23 protein-coding genes, 1 tRNA gene and 1 pseudogene are annotated in these 26,867 nt (G+C 49.7%); 2 read left to right on the plus strand and 23 right to left on the minus strand.

Annotated features, from left to right (window positions below; genetic code table 11):
- Nucleotides 1-440 precede the first annotated feature (440 nt).
- From C2M35_RS07035 to rlmE, 22 genes and pseudogenes are all read right to left on the minus strand, one after another.
- A complete protein-coding gene (locus C2M35_RS07035) occupies nucleotides 441-770 on the minus strand; it encodes a Na+/H+ antiporter subunit G (RefSeq protein WP_105213005.1) in 330 nt (109 codons plus the stop codon).
- Between the two features lie 8 nt (nucleotides 771-778).
- Nucleotides 779-1,048: a K+/H+ antiporter subunit F gene (locus tag C2M35_RS07040; RefSeq protein ID WP_105201070.1), complete on the minus strand. Its 270-nt coding sequence runs from the start codon at nucleotides 1,046-1,048 to the stop codon at nucleotides 779-781.
- On the minus strand, nucleotides 1,042-1,578 hold the full coding sequence (locus tag C2M35_RS07045) for a Na+/H+ antiporter subunit E (RefSeq protein WP_105201069.1): 537 nt from the start codon (nucleotides 1,576-1,578) through the stop codon (nucleotides 1,042-1,044). Before C2M35_RS07045 ends, C2M35_RS07040 begins: the two co-directional genes overlap by 7 nt.
- Before the next feature lies 1 nt (nucleotide 1,579).
- Nucleotides 1,580-3,103 carry a monovalent cation/H+ antiporter subunit D gene (locus C2M35_RS07050; RefSeq protein ID WP_105264949.1) on the minus strand — a complete coding sequence of 508 codons (1,524 nt, stop codon included), beginning with the start codon at nucleotides 3,101-3,103 and terminating at the stop codon, nucleotides 1,580-1,582.
- Nucleotides 3,104-3,454 (minus strand): Na+/H+ antiporter subunit C, encoded by a 351-nt coding sequence (locus C2M35_RS07055; protein ID WP_105258982.1) that lies wholly within the window; start codon nucleotides 3,452-3,454, stop codon nucleotides 3,104-3,106. It abuts the gene before it with no gap.
- Nucleotides 3,454-6,246: a monovalent cation/H+ antiporter subunit A gene (locus C2M35_RS07060; protein ID WP_105264950.1), complete on the minus strand. Its 2,793-nt coding sequence runs from the start codon at nucleotides 6,244-6,246 to the stop codon at nucleotides 3,454-3,456. The genes C2M35_RS07055 and C2M35_RS07060 overlap by 1 nt, the downstream gene beginning before the upstream one ends.
- A 277-nt stretch (nucleotides 6,247-6,523) precedes the next feature.
- On the minus strand, nucleotides 6,524-7,621 hold the full coding sequence (locus C2M35_RS07065) for a hypothetical protein (RefSeq protein WP_105264951.1): 1,098 nt from the start codon (nucleotides 7,619-7,621) through the stop codon (nucleotides 6,524-6,526).
- 80 nt (nucleotides 7,622-7,701) lie between these two features.
- On the minus strand, nucleotides 7,702-8,580 hold the full coding sequence (nlpI, locus tag C2M35_RS07070; protein WP_105213008.1) for a lipoprotein NlpI: 879 nt from the start codon (nucleotides 8,578-8,580) through the stop codon (nucleotides 7,702-7,704).
- A gap of 86 nt (nucleotides 8,581-8,666) precedes the next feature.
- Nucleotides 8,667-10,796 carry a polyribonucleotide nucleotidyltransferase gene (gene pnp / locus C2M35_RS07075; protein WP_105264952.1) on the minus strand — a complete coding sequence of 710 codons (2,130 nt, stop codon included), beginning with the start codon at nucleotides 10,794-10,796 and terminating at the stop codon, nucleotides 8,667-8,669.
- Nucleotides 10,797-11,057: 261 nt separating this feature from the next.
- A pseudogene (gene rpsO / locus C2M35_RS07080) lies at nucleotides 11,058-11,326 on the minus strand (30S ribosomal protein S15).
- Nucleotides 11,327-11,423: 97 nt separating this feature from the next.
- The gene (truB, locus tag C2M35_RS07085; protein WP_105264953.1) at nucleotides 11,424-12,365 is read right to left on the minus strand and encodes a tRNA pseudouridine(55) synthase TruB; all 942 of its coding nucleotides are present in this window, start codon (nucleotides 12,363-12,365) and stop codon (nucleotides 11,424-11,426) included.
- Nucleotides 12,366-12,370: 5 nt separating this feature from the next.
- Nucleotides 12,371-12,760: a 30S ribosome-binding factor RbfA gene (gene rbfA / locus C2M35_RS07090; RefSeq protein WP_105201061.1), complete on the minus strand. Its 390-nt coding sequence runs from the start codon at nucleotides 12,758-12,760 to the stop codon at nucleotides 12,371-12,373.
- Between the two features lie 109 nt (nucleotides 12,761-12,869).
- Nucleotides 12,870-15,548 (minus strand): translation initiation factor IF-2, encoded by a 2,679-nt coding sequence (gene infB / locus C2M35_RS07095; protein WP_105201060.1) that lies wholly within the window; start codon nucleotides 15,546-15,548, stop codon nucleotides 12,870-12,872.
- A 25-nt stretch (nucleotides 15,549-15,573) separates the two neighbouring features.
- On the minus strand, nucleotides 15,574-17,073 hold the full coding sequence (nusA, locus tag C2M35_RS07100) for a transcription termination factor NusA (RefSeq protein ID WP_105201059.1): 1,500 nt from the start codon (nucleotides 17,071-17,073) through the stop codon (nucleotides 15,574-15,576).
- Between the two features lie 38 nt (nucleotides 17,074-17,111).
- Nucleotides 17,112-17,567 carry a ribosome maturation factor RimP gene (rimP, locus tag C2M35_RS07105; RefSeq protein ID WP_105201058.1) on the minus strand — a complete coding sequence of 152 codons (456 nt, stop codon included), beginning with the start codon at nucleotides 17,565-17,567 and terminating at the stop codon, nucleotides 17,112-17,114.
- A gap of 443 nt (nucleotides 17,568-18,010) precedes the next feature.
- Nucleotides 18,011-18,096: transfer RNA gene (locus C2M35_RS07110), tRNA-Leu, on the minus strand.
- 8 nt (nucleotides 18,097-18,104) lie between these two features.
- Complete coding sequence (gene secG / locus C2M35_RS07115) at nucleotides 18,105-18,461, minus strand: preprotein translocase subunit SecG (protein WP_105201057.1); 357 nt, start codon at nucleotides 18,459-18,461, stop codon at nucleotides 18,105-18,107.
- A 6-nt stretch (nucleotides 18,462-18,467) separates the two neighbouring features.
- Nucleotides 18,468-19,211: a triose-phosphate isomerase gene (gene tpiA / locus C2M35_RS07120; RefSeq protein WP_105201056.1), complete on the minus strand. Its 744-nt coding sequence runs from the start codon at nucleotides 19,209-19,211 to the stop codon at nucleotides 18,468-18,470.
- Nucleotides 19,212-19,291: 80 nt separating this feature from the next.
- Entirely contained in the window at nucleotides 19,292-20,632 is a 1,341-nt protein-coding gene (gene glmM, locus C2M35_RS07125) for a phosphoglucosamine mutase (protein ID WP_105213010.1), read from the minus strand.
- Nucleotides 20,633-20,651: 19 nt separating this feature from the next.
- A complete protein-coding gene (gene folP / locus C2M35_RS07130) occupies nucleotides 20,652-21,500 on the minus strand; it encodes a dihydropteroate synthase (RefSeq protein ID WP_105201054.1) in 849 nt (282 codons plus the stop codon).
- Between the two features lie 118 nt (nucleotides 21,501-21,618).
- On the minus strand, nucleotides 21,619-23,550 hold the full coding sequence (gene ftsH / locus C2M35_RS07135) for an ATP-dependent zinc metalloprotease FtsH (RefSeq protein ID WP_233997987.1): 1,932 nt from the start codon (nucleotides 23,548-23,550) through the stop codon (nucleotides 21,619-21,621).
- Nucleotides 23,551-23,614: 64 nt separating this feature from the next.
- On the minus strand, nucleotides 23,615-24,244 hold the full coding sequence (rlmE, locus tag C2M35_RS07140; RefSeq protein WP_105201052.1) for a 23S rRNA (uridine(2552)-2'-O)-methyltransferase RlmE: 630 nt from the start codon (nucleotides 24,242-24,244) through the stop codon (nucleotides 23,615-23,617).
- An 89-nt stretch (nucleotides 24,245-24,333) separates the two neighbouring features.
- Between rlmE and yhbY the strand changes: the two genes are divergently transcribed.
- A complete protein-coding gene (gene yhbY / locus C2M35_RS07145) occupies nucleotides 24,334-24,630 on the plus strand; it encodes a ribosome assembly RNA-binding protein YhbY (protein WP_105190062.1) in 297 nt (98 codons plus the stop codon).
- A 62-nt stretch (nucleotides 24,631-24,692) separates the two neighbouring features.
- On the opposite strand, the gene C2M35_RS07150 is transcribed toward yhbY, so the two are convergent.
- On the minus strand, nucleotides 24,693-25,844 hold the full coding sequence (locus C2M35_RS07150; RefSeq protein ID WP_105213012.1) for a serine hydrolase domain-containing protein: 1,152 nt from the start codon (nucleotides 25,842-25,844) through the stop codon (nucleotides 24,693-24,695).
- A gap of 143 nt (nucleotides 25,845-25,987) precedes the next feature.
- Here C2M35_RS07150 and C2M35_RS07155 point away from each other — a divergent pair, with 143 nt between their 5' ends.
- Entirely contained in the window at nucleotides 25,988-26,815 is an 828-nt protein-coding gene (locus tag C2M35_RS07155) for a hypothetical protein (RefSeq protein WP_158677932.1), read from the plus strand.
- Nucleotides 26,816-26,867: the final 52 nt, after the last annotated feature.

The raw sequence follows: 26,867 nt of genomic DNA on the forward strand, positions 1-26,867 counted from the left end.
GTAACGCCTCACCTTGGTTAGTGAGGTATGGCGTTTTTACTAAACCGATAATAAATGCCGCCACTAGCATCAACAGTGGCGAGGTAAAAAAGACTAAGGTAGTGATCAACATGCTGCTATCCGTATGTTTTCTAATTGGTTTATTAGTTACGAGAAGCATGCCAATATGATAAAAAACTTATCTGCTTGTTTTTATTGAATTTTTATTTTAACTGATGGAGTTTGGCGTTTGTCCGCGGACATTAAAAGTGTCCGCAGCGGACACTTTTTTAGTGAAGGTATGTGCCGACCTGCAGGTCGATGCTGTGTAGTTTGTAGGTCGGTGCTGTGCGCCGACAGGGTGATATTAATTGAGAATTTTGTCGGGATAAAATCCCGACCTACAAGGCAATGTGCTCCTGCATTGCTAATTGTCGGCCTAAAAGGCCGACCTACAAGGTTTAATCGTCCTCGATATTATCCATGCCCTTGGTGCCATCCTTCGCCTTGAGTTCGTGATGGATAGCGGATTTGATCAGCATATAGCCGGTGATGGGCGCGGTGATCAATAAGAAGATGGAGATCAGAATCTCTTTGATATTAATCACCCCATTTTCTACGCTGAAGAACACGTTGGCGGCTATCAGCAGCAAGGCCATACCTAAGGTGGTGGCCTTAGTTGGCCCGTGCAGGCGCATAAAAAAGTCCGGCATTTTCACCAAACCAATGGAGCCGATTAAGATAAAAAGTCCGCCGGCTATTAATAATGCCGAAATTAGCCATTCAGTCATAGCCGCTCCTATTCAATAATATCGCCGCGCAGCAGGTACTTACAGACCGCCACCGTGCTGACAAAACCCAACATGGCAATAAGCAACGCCGCCTCAAAATAAATCTGCGTTTGCATGCCGATACCATAGAGAATGATAAGGGCTATGGTGTTGATATACATGGTATCCAAGGCCAAAATTCTGTCGGGCACCGAAGGGCCGACTATCAAGCGCCAGAGATTAAGCATCAAAGAGATGCCGATCATGGCAAAGACCATCAGTAATACATTTTCTAGCATTGGAAAATCTCCTTAAGAGGCGCTTCGTAGCGACGCTTAATGGTATCTATCAGGGCCTGCTCATCATCCAGATCCAGCACATGAATAAGTAAAAAGCGCTGCGTCGGCACCTCACCCTTGGGTAAGGACTCAGGGATGGGATACACCTCGGCACTAACGGTACCCGGCGTAAGCGACACTGTGCTGGCCAAGATGGTAATGGGCAACTCATGCTGTAAGTCCAGGGGCACCTTGATAAACCCCGGGCGCAAACGCTTGGTCGGAGCCAAGATCTTAAAGGCCACTTCGACATTAGCGGTAATGATGTCCCAAAGTACGATAAACACCTGCTTGGTTGCCAAACCCGGACGTAAAATCAGCGGCTGAGCGGTGCGAAACGGCGCGATCACCAAGGGAATGGCTATGGCCAGTACGGCGCCAAGGATCAGGTGACCGGCGGAAACGCTGTTGTTTAACAGCAACCACACGATAAATAATAAAACACTGCGAAATGGCGTTGGCAACCACTTATAACGAGCATGTAAGCGCATCTTATTGCTCCTTAGCCAAGGCAAATACTGTGTCTATGGCCACCTGAGAATTATGCAGTATGGCCGCTGCTTGGTTGCTTATCTCACTCAGTGGTGCGGCAAACACAGTCATCATTAGCGGCACCGTAAGAATCAGCACCAGAGCCCAGGTGCGACGTTTACCGGCATAGACGTTATCTTCAAACTGCTCATCCTGATTGGGATGGTCGTGCCAGAACAAACTGGTACCGGCGCGCGACAGCGCCACCAGGGTGGCTAAACTGGCAAGCAGATAAATAGGCCAAAATACCCAGGCCACCTCGGCGCCAAAAGAAGCATCAAGCAACCACAGCTTGGCGACAAAGCCGGATAAGGGCGGTAGACCGGCCAGGGCGATGGCGGCAACCACAAAGCAGATTCCTAACAATTTGGGCTGAGCCACACCGCGGCTATTAACCAGTCGGTCCTGCACCTTGCCCCGCTGCAGGGCTATCATATCGGCAACCAGGAACATTGCGGCGCAGGCTATGGTCGAATGAATCATATAATAGATGGCCACCGCCGTGGCCTGCTCTTCATTAAGCGCCACCATGGCTATCAGGGTACCGACAGAAACAATCACTAGGTTGGCACTAAGGCGGCGCAAGTCTTCCGCCGCCAGCACGCCCACCGCACCCACGACCAAGGTCACCAGGGCTAGTGGCCACAACCAGGTGCTGGCGATACCACTCAGCTCCCCAGCCTGCTCGCCAAAGATCATGGTGAAGACGCGCATGATGGCGTACACCCCAACCTTGGTCATGATCGCAAATTGTGCGGCAATTACCGGCATGGCTCGGCCATAAGTGGCCGGCAGCCATAAATGCAAGGGCAGCAAGGCCGCCTTTAGGGCAAAGACGATAAGCAATAACAGGCCGCCAATTTTCGCAAGATAAATATCATCACCCTGCAACAGTGCTACCTTAAGGGCCATATCGGCCATATTCAAGGTGCCAAGCACGCCGTAAAGTACACCCAGGGCAATCAGGAAAATACTCGAGCCGACCAGGTTTAAAATCACATAATGCAGCGCCGCCTTGGTGGTGTGCTTGTCTTTTTTGTGCATCAAGAGCGCGTAGGAGGCGATCAACAGCACCTCAAAAAATACAAACAGGTTAAACAGGTCGCCAGTTAAGAAGGCACCATTTACACCCATCAGCAGGAAATGCGCCAAGGGATGATAAAAGCTTCCCGCTTTGTCATCGCCACGGCTGGCATACACTATGGTCACCAGGGACAAAAAGCTGGTCAAAATACACAGAGCCACAGCCAGAGGGTCTGCATATAAGACGATACCAAAGGGCGGCTGCCATTCGCCGATAGCGTAAACCACAGGGCCGCCGCTTAAGATGGTGCTTAACAAGAAACCGGATGCTACCAGGGTCGCCAAGGCCATAAAAGAGGCCACCCAACGTCTTAATACCAGGCTTTTACCGCATGGCGGCAGCAACAGAATGATGCCCGCCAACAGGGGCAATAATACGGGTAAGGTGATCAAATGCTGCATTTACTTCGACCCCTTAGTGGCACGGGTAGCGCGCGGCTGACCATCAACATGGTCATTACCCAGGTCGGCACGACCACGAATGGCAAGGATCACCACAAAGGCAGTCATTGCAAAACCGATCACTATGGCGGTTAATACCAGAGCCTGCGGCAGTGGATCGGCATAACTGGCCGACTGCCCTAGCACCGGCGCCTGGTTTATTTTTAATCGACCCGATGAAAACAGGAATAAATTGACCGCGTAAGAGAGCATGGTCAACCCCAACACCACGGGAAAGGTACGGGCGCGCAAAATCAGATAAATGCCACTGGCCACTAACAGACCCACACAACTTGCATATAAGAGTTCCATTAGAGATTAACCTTTTCTTTCGGGGTTTCTGCCGTCAATTTACCAAGACTGGCAAGGATCATTAATGTTGCGCCTACCACGGTTAAATACACACCTAAATCAAATATCATGGCGCTGGCCAATTCGGTTTTGCCCACCAAGGGGATATCGAAATAATCAAACCAGCTGGTTAAGAAGTTACGGCCAAACAGCCAGCTACCCAGGCCGCTCAAGGTGGCGATAGCCAAGCCCGAAGCAATCACCTTGCGGTAGTTAATATCCATGCGGGCACGGATCCAATTAGAGCCATTGGCCATATATTGCAAAATAAAGGCAATGGAGGTCACCAGGCCGGCAATAAAGCCACCGCCAGGCAGGTTATGGCCGCGCAGGAAGATATACACGGACACCATGATCGCCAGCGGCAACAAACTTTGTGATATGCTCGCAAGCAGCAGAGGGTGACGTTCGCGCGCCCAAGGACGCCCTTCACTGTCAGAAGATGGCATAAATAACGGCAGATTCAGTAGCAGCTTGTAAATACCCAATGCCGCTATGCCCAGCACAGTGATTTCACCCAGGGTATCGAAACCACGGAAGTCCACGAGGATCACGTTAACCACGTTTGTGCCGCCACCGCCGGTTTTGGCGTTGCCGATAAAGAACTGCGAAATACTCTCCTGCGGACGCGTCAACAGTGCATAACAGATACTACCAACGACAATACCTATGGCACTACTGATGCCTAAATCGCGCAAGATGCGAAGTGAGCTCGACTCCTTAGGGGTGCGCTGCGGCAAGAAAAAGAGCGCCAGCATCAGTAACATCACTGTTACTACTTCCACGGTGAGCTGGGTCAAGGCCAAATCCGGCGCCGAGAAACGGGTAAAGACCACTGAGGTCATCAAGCCCACCACGGAAACCAGGATCAGGGCTATCATCCGCGAGCGATGCCACACCAAGGTAGCCAGAGTGCCTATCATCAGCAGCGCCGCACCAATGGCATTATGGGCATCAATCTCACTCAGCCCGGTTGCCCCGGCCAGGGTATGCATTTCAAACAGGGGCAAGCCCGCCACTACCAAGGTAGAGAGCAAAAGAATAAAGATATAACGCTGCAAGGAGCCATTTTCTATGCGCAGGATTTGCTCCCGTGACCACACCACCACCTTGTGAATGCTGGCATCGAAGGCTTTTTTGGCGCTCACATTTGGTAAGGAGGCCTGGAACTGGAACAGGTATTTACGCTGTGAATAAATAAACAGACCGCCGGCCACCGCCACCCCACTCATCAATAGCGGCAGGTTAAAGCCGTGCCAGATGGCCAGATGATAATCAGGTGCCTCGGCACCAAGCACAGCATGAGAGGCCGCGGTTAGTAGCGGATCCACCACAAATGCCGGGAATAAACCAACCAAGACACACAGGGCCACCAAAATTTCGATGGGCACACGCATATAGCGCGGCGCCTCATGAGGCTGCTTGGGCAGATCCTTTGGTTCACCATTGAAGAATACATCATGGATAAAGCGTGCCGAATAGGCCACCGACAAGGCCCCGGCCACGGTCGCCAGCACTGGAATTAACCAGGACATGGAGCCAAGCATCTGCTGGTGCAGGGTCTCGGCAAAAAACATTTCTTTCGATAAGAAGCCGTTCAGCAGCGGTACCCCGGCCATGGATGCCGCCGCCACCATGGCCAAGGTCGCCGTATAGGGCATATAGCGCCACATACCGTTGAGCTTGCGCATATCCCGGGTGCCGGTTTCATGGTCGATAATACCCGTGGCCATAAACAAGGAGGCCTTAAAAGTGGCATGGTTAATAATATGGAAAATCGCCGCCACCGTTGCCAACTGAGTATCCAAACCCAATAGCAAGGTGATCAAACCTAAGTGACTGATGGTTGAATAGGCCAACAAGCCCTTTAGGTCGTGCTTAAACAAGGCAATGTAAGCACCCACCAACAAGGTGGTTAACCCTGTGACACCAACGATAATAAACCACAGCTCGGTCCCCGCTAAGGCAGGATAGAAACGTGCCAGCAGGAAGATGCCGGCTTTAACCATGGTCGCCGAATGCAGATAAGCACTGACCGGGGTCGGTGCCGACATGGCATGAGGTAGCCAGAAATGAAACGGAAACTGCGCCGACTTGGTAAAAGCGCCCAGTAAAATCAGTACCAAAATAAGCGGATACCACTTAGAGCTTTTTACCAGCTCGCCGCTTTGCAAGATCACATCCAGCTCATAGCTGCCCACCAGTTGCCCCAACAGCACAAGGCCTGCCAGCAAAGCCAGACCACCGGCACCGGTAATGGCCAGCGCCATACGTGCGCCCTTACGCGCCTCGGGGTTATACCACCAATAGCTGATCAATAAGAAAGAGCTAACACTGGTGAGCTCCCAAAAGAACCACATTTGAATAATGTTGTTTGCCGTCACTATGCCGAGCATGGCGGTCATAAACAGCATTAAATAAGCGTAAAGCTTGGGCATGGAGTCGTTGGCGCTCAAATAATAGCGCGCATAAAGAATGATCAGCAGGCCAATTCCCAAGATCAGGATGCAAAACAACAGGCTTAAACCGTCTAAGCGAAAGGATAAATTCACCCCTAATTCAGGTATCCAAGGTAGGCTGGCGTAGATTGTTTCGCCGGCCAATACCTGCGGTGCCATGCTGAGCACCAGCACCAGGCAGATTAAAGGCATAATTGCGGTCACGGCGGCGCTTTGATTGCGCGATAGTTTGCCGGTAAAGCTCGCAAGTAAACTGCCTAACAAGGATAACAAGGGTATCCACAGCAATGTCATAGTTTAAAAACCTTTACTTTTGTTACCAAAAACCTTGGTAAAACTGTTATTTTTGACCCCACAAGGGCGGGCGCTTGGGACACCGAAAGCGTCAATACTAAGATTAGTTCAGCGCCAAATAAATATTGATAATTAATCAGTTATACTGGGCAGCCCTGCCTTTGTCTAGACTCGCCCTTCCTATTCGGCTAAATCTTAGGCGGCGGTTAACACCCTACTAACCTAGCTAACAAAAATCCGGACCTCTGCCTTACGTGACCTGGCCAATGTGCCATGGTTAAGCGTCATTTTTATTATTCAGGGCACGACGATATTCACGCCACTGGGTTTCGCCACTTAAGCGGTAGAATAAATCGGCAAAACGAATATGCTGTTTCGGCCTTGCCAGCGCGGCCAACCACAAGTTTCTGTATAGGGGCGTCACCCCAACTTCCGATTGCTCCATCAGGCTCTGCCCGACGCCGGGTTTATAGCCACGGCCATTGTCACAATAGGCACTGGGCGCCCAGCCTGGCGGCGCTCTGTCGCCAACCACAAGATTGGCATAGAGCTGCCCTTGTTGCTCACAGGCCCCCTGCTGCTCCTTAGGTGCCGGATACTCATCGGTAAAGCCGCTAAAGTGCAAGAGCTCATGGATAAACACATGATAGGGTGCATTCACTCCCAACTGCATAATACCGCCTTGAACATTGGCCAGCCCGCCGTCTGTCATCATCACGATAAAATCAAAACCCGCTGGCACTTGCTCCGGCGTTTGCGCCAAAGGCTGCCAGTCACAGCGACTAAAACTGTCGCTTGTGCCTTGGCAGTTTAGGGTATCACCCAAATAGTGAGGCTCGGACAGACATAACAATCCGGTACCAGGTTCAGGCTTGGCCTGATATCTGCGGCGCAACTGCTGCAGCTTATCCATGGCCGCCAGGCTGTCGCCGAGCAACAGCAGATTATAGCGACAGGATTGCGCCTGGATTTGCCGCAAATTTGTGCCAAAGCCCAAACTTTTTGCGACATCATGGCCCTCGACGCCCACCTTTAAGCCCAGGTGAAAGCGCCGCCGATATTCAAGCTCATCGGGTAAAGGATAAACGCGGCCTATCTCGGCCAGCACCTGCCAGTGCCCTTGCTGCGCCAGCGTCTCGGCCAGTTGCTGCCAAAGTTGCGCCGCTGTGCGCTGCTCGCCTTTAGCAGCTAAGGCCTGCTGCCAGTATAAACGGGCACCATCAAAGTCATTTTTTTTCAGCAGGTGTTGGGCCAGTAATAGCTGGGCCTGAGGTGCGCCGTCTGTAGCTAGGCGGCGCAATACGACTTCGCTGTAATGCCGATAGCTTAGTTGTGTTGGGCTGTGATAAAACCCAAAAGGTGGCGGCGGCGGCATTATTTTGCGCCTGATACTGCACCAGTGCGGGGCTTTGACTCATACTCCCACACAGGCTTAGCAGCAAGATAAAAAATAGGCTAGTGCGCACCCTCGCCTGCCATTATGTCCAGCTCAAGGCGTGCATATTTATATTCGACAAACTCGTATACATTGGTCGAAAGCGCCAGTTTAAAGTAGTCGCTGGCCAGGGTATTTTCGCCCTTGGCCTGATGGCTTTTAGCGATATAAAAATAGGCTTCACACAAGCGCTCGGCATATTCCTGATGTGATTCCACACCCTCTGCCAAGGTTCCTAACAGTGCCTTTTCGGTGATTTTACCCTGATAAAAGGCCACCAGTTGATAGGCCCAGTTTTGCGGGTCCAAAGCTTGTGCCATATCTCTTAAGTTGGCTTTGGCTTTAAGTGGGTCTTCGTCACGCTCCGCCAAATAAACCCAAAGCACCCGATACGGGTCATCTGGGGCAAAGCGCAAAAAGGCCTGCAAATCATCGCTGGCTAATCCCGGGCGTTCTCCGTAATACAAGGCAATGCCACGGTTGAGATAGGCGTATTCATGCTCGCTGTTAAGCTCCAGCACTGAATCGAACATTTCATAGGCCTTGCCGTATTGCTGCATCAGGGTGTGATGAATACCAAGGAAGTTATACACCTCGGCCAGGTCCGGCTTAAGGTTAACCGCACGGCTAAAATCGATGCGCGCCAGGGTGCTTAACCCCAGGCTGTCGAATAGCTTACCGCGATCATAATAAAGTAATGCTTGCTGATCACTGGGCAGATCGGCCTGCTCTATCAGCTCGCTATAACGGGCTACCGCCACTTCGCTGCGGTAATCGCTCGGCAGAGGTGCGGCAAAAGGTACGGTAACAACATATTGGGGACTATCTGGTACGGATTGGCAACCGGTTAAGAGTAGCGTGATAACGCCGGCTACCGTAAGCGATAATGTTTTTCTCAAAGTCCTATACCTATAATCCGTGCATGGATTTTCATTAAACCATAAAAAAGGGGCCTAAACAGCCCCTTTTACTATGCTTTTATCGCTTATTCGGCGTCTTTTGCCGCTTCCGCTGCTGGCGCGCTCTGGTCTTGCGCCTCTTTGATGCTTAGGCGTACACGGCCCTGGCGATCAACTTCTAGTACCTTAACCTTAACTTCCTGACCTAGGCTTAGGTGGTCGGCAACATTGTTTACACGCTCATCACTGATCTGTGAGATGTGTACCAGGCCGTCTTTACCAGGTAGAACGTTAACGAAAGCACCGAAATCAACGATACGTACTACTTTACCTTCGTAGATGGTACCTACTTCCAGCTCAGCTGTTAGTTGCTCAACGCGAGCGATGGCAGCGCGCGCGCTCTCACCGTCAGTGGCTGCAATCTTAACTGTACCGTCGTCTTCAATTTCAATGGTAGTACCGGTTTCTTCGGTAAGCGCACGGATAGTAGCGCCACCTTTACCGATAACGTCAGCAATCTTCTTAGGTGGGATGTTCACTACATAGATACGCGGCGCGTAATCAGAAAGCTCAGCCGCAGGCGCAGAGATGGCTTCATCCATCACACTTAGGATGTGTAGACGAGCTGCTTGTGCTTGGTTAAGAGCGATCTGCATGATTTCTTTAGTGATACCTTCGATCTTGATATCCATTTGTAGTGCGGTAACACCTGCAGCGGTACCGGCTACTTTAAAGTCCATATCGCCCAGGTGATCTTCGTCACCCAAGATGTCAGAAAGAACAACGAAGTTATCGCCTTCTTTCACTAGACCCATGGCGATACCAGCAACAGATGCCTTAGTAGGAACACCGGCGTTCATTAGCGCAAGTGATGTACCACATACAGACGCCATTGATGAAGAACCGTTAGACTCAGTAATTTCAGATACCACACGGATTGAGTACGGGAACTCTTCAAGTGTAGGAAGTACCGCAGCAATACCGCGCTTAGCCAGGTTACCGTGACCGATTTCACGACGCTTAGGCGAACCAACAAAGCCAGTTTCACCCACACAGAACGGAGGGAAGTTGTAGTGCAACATGAAACGGTTAGTAGAAGTACCTGTTAGGTCGTCGATCATCTGAGAATCACGCTCTGTACCTAGTGTTGCCGTTACTAGCGCCTGAGTTTCACCACGGGTGAAGATAGCACTACCGTGAGTACGGGCTAGTACGCCAGTTTTCACGTCAAGGGCACGAACCATTTCAGGTGAACGACCATCGATACGCTGTTCACCAGCGATGATGCGACCACGAACGATTTTCTTCTCAAGTGAACCGAACTCGCCTGATACTTCTTGCTCGTCCAGGCTTTCGTCTTCGCCAAGCTCAGCGCTTAGTTTTTCGATCACTTCTGCTTTCGCTGCGCTAAGAGCGTCTTTACGCGCTACCTTGTCGGTAATGCGGTACGCTTCACCGATTTTCTCTTCGGCGATAGCAGCAACCTTACCCGCTAGGGTTTCATCTTTTGCTGGCGCAGTCCAATCCCAAGCTGCTTTACCCGCTTCGGCTTTGAACTCGTTGATAGCATTGATGATGGCTTGTGATTGCTCATGACCGTAAACAACGGCGCCAAGCATTACGTCTTCAGGAAGCGTTTCAGCTTCTGATTCAACCATAAGTACGGCGTTATCTGTACCAGCAACAACTAGGTCTAGCTTGCTTGTTTTAAGCTCGGTTAGTGATGGGTTCAATACGTACTGACCATCGATGTAACCTACGCGTGATGCACCGATAGGACCGTTAAATGGAATACCAGAAAGCGCTAGCGCCGCAGAAGTACCAATTAAGGCAACGATATCAGGCTGGATTTCAGGGTTTACTGAAACTACTGTCGCGATTACCTGAACTTCGTTTACGAAGCCTTTAGGGAAAAGTGGACGAATTGGACGGTCGATTAGACGCGCGATAAGCGTTTCGCCGTCGTTAGGACGACCTTCACGCTTTAAGAAACCACCTGGGATACGGCCGGCCGCATACATTTTTTCTTGGTAGTTAACGGTTAGAGGGAAGAAATCCTGACCTGGGTTTGCTTCACGACGACCTACTACGGTTACAAGTACCGAAGTATCGCCGATGCTTGCTAGTACCGCACCGTCTGCCTGACGGGCAATAGCGCCGGTTTCTAGAGTTACAGTGTATTGTCCGTACTGAAATTCTTTAATAATTGCTTGCACTTAATCATTCCTTAAGTTGCATATAACCTACTCAAAAGCCGAATTACCAGCCCTTAAATCAGGTTAAGAGGGTTTTCTTAAGCACCTCACCAATTACAGTAAATAACCACACTCGTGTGAATGCCTTTATTTACTACAATTGGCAATATGGTGCCATCTAGTTTGCTGTATTGCGAAACTTAGACAGCGCTAAGTATACTCGTCAAAGACGCACAAAAAAAGGGGCGATTAGGCCCCTTTTTTCAAACTGGTATCAAAGAATTAGCGACGTAGGCCAAGTTCTTTAATTAGCGCAGTGTAACGCTCGATGCTCTTACCTTTAAGGTAGTTAAGCAGGTTACGGCGCTGGCTTACTTTGCGAAGAAGACCACGACGTGAGTGGTTGTCTTGCTTGTGGCTTGCAAAGTGACCTTGAAGCTTGTTGATATCTGCAGTTAGAAGTGCAACTTGTACTTCAGGTGAACCAGTGTCGCCTTCAGCGCGTGCAAATTTAGCAATGAATCTGCTTTTTCTTGGTTGCTTAGTGACATAATTTACTCCAAAAAGTGAGTGTTTATATACGGTAAGAGCCGATCACTAATCCAGCCCCACCAATTGAGCGCGCTATTTTATCAAGCTGGCCAATAACTACAAGTTATTTGTGATGGCCACGGCACGCTTGGCTTTGAGATGACCGTGCTGATTGCGCTCACCCACACCAAGGAAACGCTCGCCACAACGTACGGCGCATACCTCTTCTGGTACCTCGCCGATGACCACGGTTTGACCATGGGCAAAGGCAATGGCCTGCTGCTCGTCAATCTCAACGCTGGGCAAATCTTGCACCGCCGTGTCCATTGGCAGTAACAGCGTATCTAATACTTCGCTCGGTGCCTTATCCTGGCTTTTAGCTTCATCAAGCAGGGCTTGAAGTTCGTCCAGAGTCACCATTTTCTCGGCAGGGTAATGACCTACCTTGGAGCGGTGCAGCATGATCACATGCGCGCCACAGCCCAATAACTCACCTAAATCGTCCACTATGGTACGAATATAGGTGCCTTTGGACACATGGGCGGTCATCTGAATTTCATTGGCCTGCTCATCAAACTCATCCAGGGTCAGGCTGTAAACGTTAATACGGCGACACTTGCGCGGCACTTCTATGCCTTCGCGGGCATACTTGTATAAAGGCTGACCTTGATACTTGAGCGCCGAATACATAGACGGATACTGATCTGACTCACCGATAAAACCAGCAACATGCAGCTCGATTTGCGCCTTGGTAACATTCACAGCACGGGTTTCGACAACCTCACCATCGGCATCCGAGGTGGTTGTACGCTCACCTAACTTGGCGCGCACCACGTAGGTTTTGTCGGTATCGAGCAGGAACTGACTGAACTTGGTCGCTTCGCCAAAACAAATAGGCAACATGCCTGTGGCTAAGGGATCAAGGGCACCTGTGTGCCCCGCCTTCTGCGCAAAGTAAATGCCTTTCGCCTGCTGCAGAGCGCGGTTACTGGAAATGCCTTGGGGCTTATGCAGTAACAATACGCCATCGACCGGACGGCCTTTTGTACGTCTGGCCATGCTGCTTATTCTTCCTCGTCGCTGCTACCGCGCTTTTGCTTATCTTCGCGCATCACCGACTCAACCAGGTTAGAAATACGCATACCTTCAAGTAATGAAGTATCGATAACAAAACGTAGCTCAGGGACGATGCGGGCACGAATACGCTTGCCCAGCAGCGAACGAATGTAGCCACTGGCATCATTCAGAATACGCATGCTTTGCTTGGTTTTGCTTTCGTCTTCTTGATTGAACACGGTCACAAAAATTTTCGCGTAAGACAAATCGCGCGATACTTCAACCGCAGACACGGTCACCATGCCTAAACGCGGGTCTTTAATTTCCCGTTGGATGATCACCGCAATTTCTTTTTGTATCTGTTGCGCTACGCGCTCTGTGCGAGAAAATTCTCTCATTTTCACCACTTATATTTAGGATACCGGCACGCGCACAGAGCACGGCAGGTATTACACAATCACAAATGGGGGCACAAGGGCCCCCATCAAATTTACTTAATGATCAAGGTTATAGAGAACGTTGTACTTCAACGATTTCAAATACCTCGATTTGGTCACCGACCTTAACGTCATTATAGTTCTTAACGCCGATACCACATTCCATACCGTTGCGAACTTCTTGTACGTCGTCTTTAAAGCGACGTAGTGATTCAAGTTCACCTTCGTAGATAACCACGTTTTCACGAAGTACACGGATTGGGTTAGAACGCTTGACCACACCTTCGGTAACCATACAGCCTGCAACCGCACCGATCTTAGGTGACTTAAACACGTCACGTACTTCGGCAAGACCGATGATCTCTTGTTTGAACTCAGGAGCAAGCATACCAGTCATGGCCTGCTTCACTTCTTCGATCAGGTCGTAGATTACGCTGTAGTAACGCAGGTCTAGGTTTTCAGCTTCGATAACCTTACGCGCTGAAGCGTCGGCACGAACGTTGAAACCAACCATGATGGCGTTAGAAGCAGCCGCAAGTGATGCGTCAGTTTCGGTGATACCACCTACACCACTACCTACGATCTTCACTTTCACTTCGTCAGTAGAAAGCTTCACAAGTGAATCAGAGATGGCTTCAACAGAACCTTGTACGTCCGCTTTCAGTACGATATTCACTTCTGAGATATCGCCTTCGGTCATGTTGGTGAACATGTTCTCAAGCTTAGCTTTTTGCTGACGCGCCAGCTTCACTTCACGGAACTTACCTTGACGGTATAGAGCAACTTCACGGGCCTTACGCTCATCGCGAACAACCGTTGCTTCGTCACCAGCTGCAGGTACACCAGAAAGACCTAAGATCTCTACCGGGATTGAAGGGCCTGCTTCTTTGATTTCTTCACCGTTTTCATCGCGCATTGCACGAACACGGCCATACTCAAGACCACAAAGAACGATATCACCTTGCTTTAGCGTACCTTCTTGTACCAGTACAGTAGCTACCGGACCACGGCCTTTATCAAGGCGAGATTCGATTACCACACCTGAGGCCATGCCTTCAGAAACAGCGGTTAGCTCAAGGATTTCCGATTGCATTAGTACGGCTTCAAGTAGCTCGTCGACGCCCTGGCCGGTTTTAGCCGAGATGTGTACGAATTGCGTCTCACCGCCCCAGTCTTCTGGGATAACGTCTAGCTGAGCTAGTTCGTTCTTAACGCGATCTGGATCGGCGCCTTCTTTATCCATCTTGTTCACGGCAACAATCAGAGGTACTTCAGCCGCTTTAGCGTGCTGTACCGCTTCTTTGGTCTGTGGCATTACGCCATCGTCCGCAGCAACAACCAGGATTACGATATCCGTCGCTTTCGCACCACGAGCACGCATTGAGGTAAATGCCGCGTGTCCCGGAGTATCAAGGAAGGTGATCATGCCGTTGTCAGTATCAACATGGTATGCACCAATGTGCTGGGTAATACCACCGGCCTCGCCCGAAGCAACTTTAGCTTTACGGATGTAGTCCAGAGTCGATGTTTTACCGTGGTCAACGTGACCCATTACGGTTACTACCGGTGCACGAGATTCAGCTTTACCGCCTTCGCTGCGGTCGCTTAGTACTTTCTCTTCCAGTTCGTTTTCACGAACAACAACCACTTTGTGACCCATTTCTTCTGCAACTAGCTGTGCAGTTTCCTGGTCGATAACCTGGTTAATGGTTACCATGTCGCCCATTTTCATCATGGTCTTAACGACTTCGGCACCCTTTACCGCCATACGTGAAGCAAGCTCGGCAACCGTGATAGTTTCACCGATACGTACTTCTTGCTTCTTATCGGCAACTGGCTTTTGGAAACCATGCTGTAAAGAAGTAGGCGCTTTAAGCTTACCTTTTTTACCCTTGCCCATTTTTAGTGGTGCTTCGGCAGTTTCTTTGCCCTTAGGCTTTTTCTTTTTACGACGCGCGCTTTTCTCTTCGCGTGCATCTGACTCGTCTTCCGCTTCACGTGCATAGGTAGAAGTAGTTAGGTGGTGATCCGCCGTTTCTTCACGACGTTTACGTTCCTCTTCCTCTTTCTTCCAACGCGCTTCGTTTTCTTCGGCTAGGCGACGAGCTTCTTCTGCTTGACGTTGTGCTTCTTCTTCGGCTTTCTTCAATGCTGCCTCTTCTGCTTCTTTCTGTAAGCGCTCTGCTTCATCACGTTCTTTCTGAGTTTGCGCCTCATCCTTTGCAGAACCTTTACTTTCTTTGCGCTGTGCTTCGGCTTTACGCTTCGCTTCTTCTTTGGCTTTACGTTCGGCTTCTTCTTTGGCCTTGCGCTCTGCCTCTTCGTTCGCTTTACGCTCGGCTTCTTCTTTAGCCTTACGCTCCGCTTCTAATTTAGCCTGTGCTTCGGCTTCAAGACGCTCCTGCTCTTGTGCTTCCAGACGCGCTTGTTCTTGCTGCTCTTCTAGGGCACTTTTCTTCACATAGGTACGCTTTTTACGCACTTCGACCTGCACTGCCTTCGCCTTACCGGTTGAACCGGTTACGCTTAGGGTGCTTTTCTTCTTGCGTTGCAAAGTCATACGCTCTGGGCCTGAGGCACCAGCGCCACCGTGCTGCTTAGACAAGTGATCAAGCAGTTGCTCTTTTTCCGACTCGTTTACCTGGTCACCCGCTTGCTTTTTAATGCCCGCGCTGTCCAATTGCTGTAGCAATTTATCAACAGTTGTACCAATGTCCTCGGCCAGTTTTGTTACACTTACTTCTGCCATATTCTTTGTTACCTCCGTTAATAAATTACTCGTCACCGAACCAGCAAATATTACGTGCAGCCATAATTAGGTCGCCCGCTTCCTGCTCAGAAAGCTCAGTAATTTCTACTAGTTCGTCGATGCCCTGCTCGGCTAGATCTTCAAGCGTTACTACGCCCTTGCTCGCCATAACAAAGGCAAGGTGACGATCTAGGCCATCCAGGTTTAATAGGTCTTCAGCCGGCTCTGCGCCTTCTAGGCTTTCTTCGTCTTTCAATGCTTTGGTGGTCAACGCGTCTTTGGCACGATTACGCAGCTCTTCAACTGTGTCCTCGTCCAGACCATCGATTTCCAAGAATTCGCTGGTTGGTACATAGGCTACTTCTTCTAGCGTTGAGAAGCCTTCACCGATAAGCAGCTCGGCGAAATCGTCATCGATGTCCAAACCTTCGGTGAACAGGGTGATCAGCTTGTCTGACTCAGCCTGGTTCTTTTCCTGCATGTCTGCAACCGTCATTACGTTTAGCTCCCAACCTGTAAGTTGGCTTGCTAAACGCACGTTTTGGCCGTTACGACCGATGGCTTGTGCCAGGTTATCCGCTTCAACGGCGATATCCATTGAACGTGAGTCTTCGTCCATCACGATAGAAGCAACTTCTGCCGGCGCCATGGCGTTGATAACGAATTGCGCTGGGTTGTCATCGTAAAGCACGATATCAACACGCTCACCGCCCAATTCACCGGATACCGCTTGCACACGTGCACCACGCATACCCACGCAGGCACCAACAGGGTCGATACGCTTGTCATTTGATTTAACAGCAATCTTTGCACGTGAACCTGGGTCACGAGCGGCTGCACGTAGCTCGATCATCTCTTCGCCAATTTCCGGCACCTCGATGCGGAATAGCTCCATTAGCATTTCCGGCTTAGAACGAGTTACAAATAACTGCGCGCCACGGGCTTCTGGACGTACCGCATAAAGCAGACCACGAACACGGTCGCCTGGGCGGAAGTTTTCGCGCGGTAGCATGTCATCACGGTAGATAACGGCTTCGGCGTTGTTGCCTAAATCAAGAATAATGGCTTCGCGGCTGGCTTTTTTAACCACACCTGTTACTAGCTCACCTTCTTGGTCTTTATAAGCTTCAACCACAAGGGCACGCTCGGCTTCACGTACTTTTTGTACGATAACCTGCTTGGCCATTTGCGTGGTGATACGGTCAAACTTGATTGACTCAATTTGTTCTTCAACGTAATCGCCAAGCTGCTTTTCTGGCTCTTCAACCTGCGCCGCTTCAAGAGTGATTTCGCGGTACGGGTTTTCTAAGCTGCCATCTTCAAGCGCTTCAACGATTTGCCAGCGACGGAAAGTGTCGTATTCGCCGGTTTTACGGTCGATAGATACACGCACTTCGATGTCGCCATCATGTTTTTTCTTTGTTGCGGTCGCTAGTGCGAACTCTAATGCTTCAAAAATTTTCTCTTTGGGGACCGCTTTTTCATTGGAAACGGCTTCCGCCACCAACAGTATTTCTTTTGCCATAGGTATTGCCTCGCTTGCCCTATTTCTTCGCACTGAAATTAAAATTTGGCGATGATGTTCGCACGCTCAATGTTGCTTATCATGAGCATGTGCTCTTGGTTATCAACATTAATTGTGATCATATCACCGTTAACTGCTACTAAATCGCCCTTGAAATTACGGCGACCATCTTGCGGAAGCTTAGTTCTCAACCTGACTTCCTCACCCACTGCATTTTGATAATGTTCTGGTTTGAACAGTGGACGATCGACTCCAGGTGAAGACACTTCCAAATCATATTCATTGGTAATGGGATCTTCTACGTCGAGGATCGCGCTAACTTGACGACTGACATCCGCACAGTTATCTACCGTAATACCGTCTGGGTGATCAATATACACACGCAAGGTGGAATGACGACCAGCTTGAGTAAACTCAAGTCCCAGGAGCTCAAAGCCTAATGCTTCGACCGCCGGAGTTAACATCTCGGTTAATGTTTGTTCGAGCTTTGTCACGAAACTTCTCCATAGAAACAAAAAAAGGGCTAATGCCCCATTTTCAATACAGATACAATAACGCCCCGAACCAAGCGGGGCGTCACACTGGAAATATTTACTCAAAAAGTAAACACTTCCTGATTTTCTGTGCGGCCTAGGGCCTAGCTTGGCGCGGGCTATATCCGTACGATAAAACCGCTGCGACGACTTAGCAAAATCACTTCCGCTAAACGCAAAACGCGCATTGCAAAGAATGCGCGACATCACATAAAGCAAGTAGAGCGAATATCTCTACCTCTTTATAAATCTGCTGCCTGAAGGGTCACTATGTACCAACTTCATTTATGGCGACTATTATAGTGGTACGACCGCTAATTAGCAACCTTAGTTAACCACTTAAAGCCTTCACTAACTGGGCTTTATACGCAAAAAAGCCAAGCTAACTGCTTGGCCTTTTAATTTGGTGCCGTGAGCGGGACTTGAACCCGCACGAGCATAGCTCACCACCCCCTCAAGATGGCGTGTCTACCAATTCCACCACCACGGCTTAATTTTTTAGTTTGGAACGTCCGGGTTGTTAGAACCCTTTTCTTCCTCAACAGGAACATCTGATACTGGTTGCTCAACGGTTTCTACCGCTGGTGCACCTTCTAGATTTTCCCATTGATCAGTTTGCTTGATTTGACCAGCAGTTAGGTTACCTAACACTATGCTCAAAACGAAGAAAACCGTGGCCAGTACTGTGGTCGTTTTAGTCATAAAGTTACCCGCACCCGATGAACCGAAAACGGTTGCCGAGGCACCAGCACCAAATGACGAACCCATGTCAGCACCTTTACCTTGTTGAATCAGCACGAAACCAATTAAGGCTAATGCAACAATTAAATAAACTACTAAAAGAATTTCGTACATTTAACTCTATCCTTTTGCACTTTCGCAGATGCTGATAAAAGCATCTTTTTTAAGACTGGCGCCACCAATCAGGCCACCATCTATATCTGCTTGTGCAAATAATTCACTACTGTTTTGTTCATTAACGCTGCCACCATATAAGATAAGCAGTCGCTGTGCTATTTCACTGTCTAGCGAAGCGATTTTCGCACGAATAAATTGGTGTACTTGTTGAGCTTGTTCCGGCGATGCGGTTTTACCCGTGCCTATGGCCCAAACCGGCTCGTATGCTACCACAGATTGCGATAACGCAGCCACACCTAATTTTTCAATCACCGCGTCAATTTGCGCGCTGATCACTGATTCTGTTTCGTTTTGCTCGCGCTGCTGCTCTGTTTCACCAACACAAAGCACGGGGGTTAAGCCCTGCTGCTGTGCCATGGCAAATTTAGCGGCAACATCCTCATTACTTTCGCCGAAAATATGGCGACGTTCCGAGTGACCAACCAGGGCAAAGCTTGCACCTAATTCTTTGGCCAGCGAGGCTTGAATCTCACCTGTATAAGCGCCGGATTCATATTCAGAAACGGTTTGAATACCCGTTACTACACCTTGCTGCGCCGCACTCGCAACTAGCAATGCGGGAACAAAAAGTGCCACATCAACATCTTGGCCAGCTACGGCTTTTAGCTCGGGGGCCATTTCATTAAGCAGCTCTAAGGAGCCATTTAACTTCCAATTTCCAGCCACCAGGGGCTTACGTGATGCCATGTTTTACTCCATGTTCGAAAGCGGGCGAGATACTAACTCGACTCGCCCTAAGTTACAAGAAGTTATTTTTAGAGCGCCGTTTAACTGCTCACACTTTCAACAACTTGCGCGATTTTACTGCTGTAATCCAGCACCTGATTTTGGTCTTCGGCTTCTACCATAACGCGCACTACAGGCTCGGTACCTGACTTACGCAGCAGCACCCGGCCCTTGCCCGCAAGCAGCTCTTGTGCTTCGCTTACCGCGGCGAGTACTTCAGGGTTTAGGGTCGGATCTGTGCCCGGCTGGTAGCGCACATTGATCATATTCATCGGGTACTTAACAAAGCCGTTACCCAGATCGCGCAGGGTTTTGTTGCTGGTCACCATAGCGGCCAGCACCTGCAGGCTTGAAATGATGCCATCACCGGTGCTGATAAGGTCAAGGTTCAACACATGACCCGAGCTCTCACCACCGATTTTCCAGCCTTTTTCTTTAAGCAACGCCATTACATAGCGGTCGCCAACCTTGGAGCGTTCAAAACCAATACCCTTGGCTTTAAGCGCATTTTCCAAGCCCATATTCGACATTACGGTGCCAACAACGCCGCCACCTAGCTCACCTTGCTCATGCAGGGCACAGGCAATGATATAAACTATGTCATCGCCGTCGAATACTTCTCCGTGCTGGTCGACCATCATCACGCGGTCACCGTCGCCATCGTAAGCGATGCCCACATCGGCACCCTCTTCAATTACCTTACGCTGCAAGGCGGCAACATCTGTGGCACCACATTTAGCATTAATGTTGAGGCCATTGGGTTCACATGCGAAGGGGATCACCTCGGCGCCGAGCTCCTGCATTACCGCTGGGGCAATATGGTAGGTGGCACCATTGGCGCAATCGAGTACGATTTTCAAACCTTCAAGGGAGTGACCTTGCGGGAATTGGCTCTTACAGAATTCGATATAACGGCCATCGGCGCTCACCAGGCGGCGCGCTTTACCCAGCTTTTCGGAAGGTACACATTCCATGTCCTGATCCATCATGGCTTCAATTTCCAGCTCCACCGCATCCGGTAGTTTCAAACCTTCGCTGGAGAAGAATTTAATGCCGTTATCATGGTAAGGGTTATGAGAGGCACTGATCACTATGCCCGCTTCGGCGCGGAAGGTTTGTGTTAAATACGCCACCGCCGGAGTCGGCATGGGGCCAAGCAAAACCACATCTATGCCCGCGGCAATAAGCCCGGCTTCCAACGAGGTTTCTAGCATATAGCCGGAAATGCGCGTGTCTTTGCCAATTATCACTTTTTTTGTGCCAATTTTTGATAGCACTTTACCCGCAGCCCAACCCAGTTTGAGGGCAAACTCAGGAGTGATCGGGTATTGCCCGACCAGGCCACGAACACCGTCGGTGCCAAAATATTTTCTGTTACTCATTCTTGTTACTCCTGTACTCTTATTCTTGCGGCTGCACATCTGTGGGCCGTAACATCGCCTGGTGCACCCGCAGCAGGTCGACGGTTTCTTGAACATCATGAACGCGCACTATGGCCGCGCCCTTTTGCATGCAAATCAAGGCTCCCGCCAGGCTGGCGCTAAGTCTTTGGTCTGCCGGTCGCCCCAGCAGCTGCCCAAACATGGATTTGCGTGAAAGTCCGGTCAATACCGGGTAGCCTAGCTGTTGCAACTGCTCAAGCTCAGCCAGTAATTGATAATTGTGTTGCAATGACTTACCAAAGCCAAAACCAGGATCCACTATTATATGCTCGGCTTTAATGCCTGCGTCGATGCAGGTTTGCGCGCGCTCGGCCAAATAGCTGCATACCTCGGCGGTCACATCCTTATAATCCGGTGCATCCTGCATGGATCTCGGCTGCCCCTGCATATGCATAAGACATACAGGAACATCCAAAGCCACTGCTGCCTGCAACGCGCCTGGTTCCTGCAAGGCACGCACATCATTAATAATATCGGCACCGGCCTGAACCGCCGCTGTCATTACCACAGCCTTACTGGTGTCTATGGAGATCACACAATCGGATTGCGCGCGTATCGCCTTGATCACAGGAACAACCCGTTCGAGTTCTTCTTGCTCAAGAACGTCCGCTGCACCTGGGCGGGTTGATTCACCACCTATATCAATAATGGTGGCGCCCTGCTCAAGCATAGCTAAGGCTCTTTTGACAGCGTCATCAAAATCGTTGTGCTGACCACCGTCAGAAAAGGAATCTGGCGTGACATTGAGTATCCCCATCACCTGTGGGGTGCTAAGGTCGAGGAAGCGACCTCGGGGTAAAGATAACATGGCTACTCTTCCCTAAAATTAAAAAGCCCAGATCCCTTAGGCGAATGCTAAGTGAGGGCAGATAGATAAGATGATCCACAAGAAGGAAAAGCCCCAATATCTTTGGGGCTTGAATTTATTACTTGTCCTCTTCTGAGCCTGGCTTTTCATCTTGTGCGGATGAAGTGCCTTGCTCCGGGGCCGATTTGTCAGGCTCTGCTGCCACTTGTGCCTTGGTGGCTTTGCGGTCATGGGCATCGCTCGGTGGACGAACTTCACGACGCGCCATTAGGTCATCAATTTGCTTGGCATCAATGGTTTCGTACTTCATCAGCGCGTCTTTCATGGTATGCAGGATATCCATGTTATCACGTAGGATTTGTTCAGCACGCTGGTAGTTGCGATCAGAGAGTTCACGCACTTCTACATCAATTGCTTTAGCTGTCTCATCCGACATACTCATGCTGCGAGAACCACCGCGACCCATAAAGACTTCGCCTTCTTCTTCAGCATAAAGAAGTGGTCCCATTTTGGCGCTCAAACCCCACTGTGTAACCATTTTGCGTGCGATTTGTGTCGCGCGCTCAATGTCATTACTTGCACCAGTAGTTACCTTGTCATCGCCGTAAATCAAGGCTTCGGCAATACGGCCGCCATACAAGCTTGAAATCATAGATTCGAGGTGTTCTTTTGAGTGACTTACACGGTCTTGCTCCGGCAAGTACATGGTCACACCCAGGGCGCGACCGCGCGGAATGATTGATACTTTATATACAGGGTCATGCTCTGGCACCATGCGGCCAACAATGGCGTGACCTGCTTCATGGTATGCAGTCATTTCTTTTTCTTGCTCAGACATCACCATGGACTTGCGCTCAGCACCCATCATGATCTTGTCTTTAGCGGCATCAAATTCGGCCATGCTCACCACGCGCTTGTTACCACGAGCGGCAAACAAAGCGGCTTCGTTTACCAGGTTGGCCAAATCGGCGCCTGAGAAACCAGGAGTACCACGGGCAATCACGGATGCTTCAACATCATCTGCCAAAGGTACTTTGCGCATATGCACCTTAAGAATTTGTTCACGACCGCGAATATCCGGCAAGCCTACCACCACTTGACGGTCGAAACGACCTGGACGCAATAGCGCCGGATCCAGTACGTCTGGGCGGTTGGTGGCAGCGATTACGATAATGCCTTCATTACCTTCAAAGCCATCCATCTCTACCAACATCTGGTTAAGCGTTTGCTCACGCTCATCGTGACCACCACCCATGCCGGCACCACGTTGGCGACCAACGGCATCGATTTCATCAATGAAGATGATACAAGGTGCTGCTTTTTTCGCTTGCTCGAACATGTCACGTACACGGGATGCACCCACACCTACGAACATTTCGACGAAATCAGAACCTGAGATAGTGAAAAACGGTACTTTGGCTTCACCGGCTACGGCCTTGGCCAGCAAGGTTTTACCCGTACCAGGAGGACCTACCATCAACACGCCCTTAGGAATGCTACCGCCAAGTTTTTGGAATTTAGACGGGTCGCGCAAGAAATCAACCAGCTCGGTTACATCTTCCTTGGCTTCATCACAACCGGCCACATCGGCAAAGGTGGTTTTAACCTGATCTTCGCTCATTAGGCGGGCTTTACTCTTACCGAAGGACATAGCGCCCTTGCCGCCACCGCCTTGCATCTGACGCATAAAGAAGATCCACACGCCGATCAACAGGAGCATAGGGAACCAGGAAATGAAAATGCTGGCTAACAGGGACTGCTCTTCAGGCTGAACACCCTTAGTGTTGACGTCGTTTTTCAACAAGTCATTCATCAGGTCTTCGTCATACATTGGCATGGTGGTTTGGAAACGCTCACCGCTGGACTTAACGCCAGTGATCGAGCCAGTGCCGCGATCAATCACGACTTCACGTACAGCACCATTGCGCACATCCTTTACGAATTGGGTGTAACTGGTTTGTCTGTCAACGCCTTCAGAGCCGTTAAAGCTTTGAAAAACAGACATTAAAACCACGGCAATAACAAGCCAGAGTATTAAATTCTTTGCCATATCACTCAAGGTGTTAACCTCTTGTATCTAAATTAATTAAGTTCAACTTTTCCCGACAACTGTACTACAGTTTGTAACCCGTCGCTACTATATATACCTCGCGAGAGCGCGGTCTTGACGCATCGGGCTTACGGATTTTTACGGTACGGAAACTCTCGCGCACGTCCTTCACGAACTGATCAAAACCTTCCCCCTGGAATACTTTGACCGCAAAAGCGCCGTTTTTCTTCAATACCTGATGACACATATCCAGTGCCAGTTCGACCAAATACATGCTGCCGGCCTGATCCGTGCTCATATTGCCGCTCATATTCGGCGCCATATCGGAAAACACCACGTCGACGTTTTTACCATCGATACGATCTAACAAGGCGTTAAGCACTGCCTCTTCGCGGAAATCACCTTGCAGGAAGTCGACACCGGCCAGCGAGTCCATGGGCAGAATATCACAGGCAATCACCTGGCCATTATCACCCACCTGCTGTGCCAGGTACTGAGACCAGCTACCGGGAGCGGCACCTAGGTCCACCACCGCCATGCCGGGTTTGAGTAGTTTATCTTTTTGCTGAATTTCTTCGAGTTTGAACACCGCTCGCGAACGCCAGCCCTGTTTCTGTGCCTCATGAACATAATGATCGTCAAAATGCTCTTTTAGCCAGCGCTTTGAGCTCGCCGAGTGCTTTTTATTCGTCATAAATTAACACGTAACTTAATAGTAATATCTGCTAGATGGCGTTAGAATACCTGTAATTCAAGCTCGAATCAGCAAAATTTATAAAATCTATGAAACTATCCAATAAACAAAAGCAGTATCTGAAATCCCTTGCGCACCCACTGAAACCTGTGGTTTTACTGGGAGCCAATGGCCTAACCGAGGGCGTAATCGCCGAAATAGACAGTGCTTTGGATATTCACGAATTGATCAAAGTGAAGGTGCCAACCACGGATCGTGAGACCAAGGCCCTGATTTTTGATGCTATCGTACGCGAAACCGGTGCCCATAAAGTACAAAGCATCGGCCATATCATTGCCCTGTACCGCCAAAGCGAAGACCGTAAGATTCAATTGCCACGCAATTAATCACCTCGCTTCATACCAAAAAAGGTCAGCAATGCTGACCTTTTTTGTTTTTGTACCCTGTTCTAAGCGGTGCGCGGCAAGGCCAGTACTTGGTCGATAAACTGTGTAGTAAGTTCACTAATCAAACCGCTTTCGGCATTAAGCAAAAGACTAAAGCCGACGTTTAAGCGTGGGATCACCACGATATCGGTTCTATAACCCTGTACCCAACCACTGTGGTAGTAGATGGTTTCATCATCATATTGGTAGATACGCCAGCCCAAACCATAATGAGCCTGATTAACATGCTCACCCCAAATGCGGCGACGACGCTCTTTTGTGGTCAGGGTATAAGGCTGAACCTGAGTTTGTAGCGCCGCCGGTGGTAACACACTCGGGTACATACCCAATTGCGCCTTTAACCATTGCACCATATCCGCAGCACTGGCATTGACGCCCGCTGCCGGCAGCACCTTGTAATAGTTTTTCTTTAAACGTGCGGTATGCCAGCGTTTGCGTCCTCGCACATGCGGATAGGCATAGTTTTCATCCACTATCATGCCCTCATAACCTAGACTCGCATGGCGCATACGTAAGGGCTCGAAAATATCTTCCCGCACCCAGGTCTCATAGTCCTTACCACTGGCGCGCTCAATCACATCGCCAACCAGGGAAAACATCACATTCTGATAGCCATAACATTCCCCCGGTTCACACACGGGTTCAATTTTCAGCAGCTTTTCAACAATATCCGGATAAGACATGCGTGATTCTACTAGGTTGTCGTAGGCATTGGGCACCAGGCCGCTGGAGTGACTCAGTAAATGCGAGACCTTAAGGGTATTTTTATAATCCGTGCTACGCAATTCAGGAATGTATTGGTGCACAGGGGCATCCAGCTCTATAACCCCTTGCTCGGCCAACTTGGCAGCCAGCGAGCCAGCAAAGGTTTTCGACACCGAAGCAAGGCGAAAACGCGTATTCACATCAACTTGGCGCCCTTTTCTTATTTTGGTTTTACCAAAACCCAAGGCAATGGAAGGATAATCCGGATGCACTATCGACAAGGCGGCCCCAGGCACACGCTTTTGTTTAAGCTGACGCTCTAAATCGGCAACATAAGAGTCAACAAAGCCGTGCCATTGATACGCATCGGCGCCTATGGAAGCTCCATAAGCAGGCAATAAGGTACTGAAGATAAGACAGAAAGAAGCAACTAAACTCTTGGTTTTCATTATTGTTGTTTTAGCGATAACAGTTCAGATTGGGTAAATATTATCATGAACTTTGGGTTAAACTCACGTACAATGCTGTGTGGGTGTACTCAAGTATGGGTGCCTAAGCGCAGCGACAAGGGAAACTAAGAGTTATAAATAGTATGATGAAGAATTCTTTAGCACTGGCACTGCTTGGCTCGGCAATTTTGCTCAGCGGCTGTAGCAGCTTACAAACGACTTCTTTGCAACAGGCGCAAAGGGTTGCTATGCCAACAAAGCCGAGTCTTAGTGAGCGCACCTATGTTCTCGAATACCAGGTTGACCATCAGCAACCTAGGGTCAAGTCGGTGCAGCTTCCGGCTCACCCTGTTAAACGCGGACAAAGCGTGGTAATCGAAAGCGAGCAAGTAGCACTGACAGAGCGCCTACGCGATCGCCTGGTGGCCATTTTCAACGATAAATCCCTTGCGGTGATCAATGACGCCAAACAGGCGGACTATATTCTTAGCATTAATCAGCTGGATATTAGTGAGGCCGACAAGGTGGATTATCGCCTGAGCAATAGCCATATCCTCGGCGATGGTAGTCTTATTGAAGAATTCGCCGTACGCCAATGTAGCAATATTTCCGGCTCAGTCAGTATGAAACTCTTCCACCGAGCTTCCAAGGATGTGGTGTGGTTTGCCAAATCATCCATTGATACCGCCAGCTTTCAACGCAATCCCTTGCGTTATCAACTGACAATCAGCGATTACATAGATAATTTGGAGCAGGTTCAGGAGTTTGTGCAAACTCACAACTCACCGGATGCGCTCGCCGAACGTGGCGACAAGCCGGCGCCTAAAGCGCCTCGCTATCAGGTCCTGAGTAAAATCTCGGCACTGGAAAAAATCGCCGGGTCCTGTAACGACACCGAGGTGAGTGCCTTAGTACCGGATCTGCACTACTACCTCAGCGGTATTTTGCTGGAGAAGATCAATATCAACTGATCGACTGGGCTTACCGGTACACCGCCGGTGAGCCCATCTACAATTTCTTACA

It is taken from the genome of Pseudoalteromonas sp. T1lg76 (genome assembly GCF_002964725.1).
Lineage (GTDB): Bacteria > Pseudomonadota > Gammaproteobacteria > Enterobacterales > Alteromonadaceae > Pseudoalteromonas.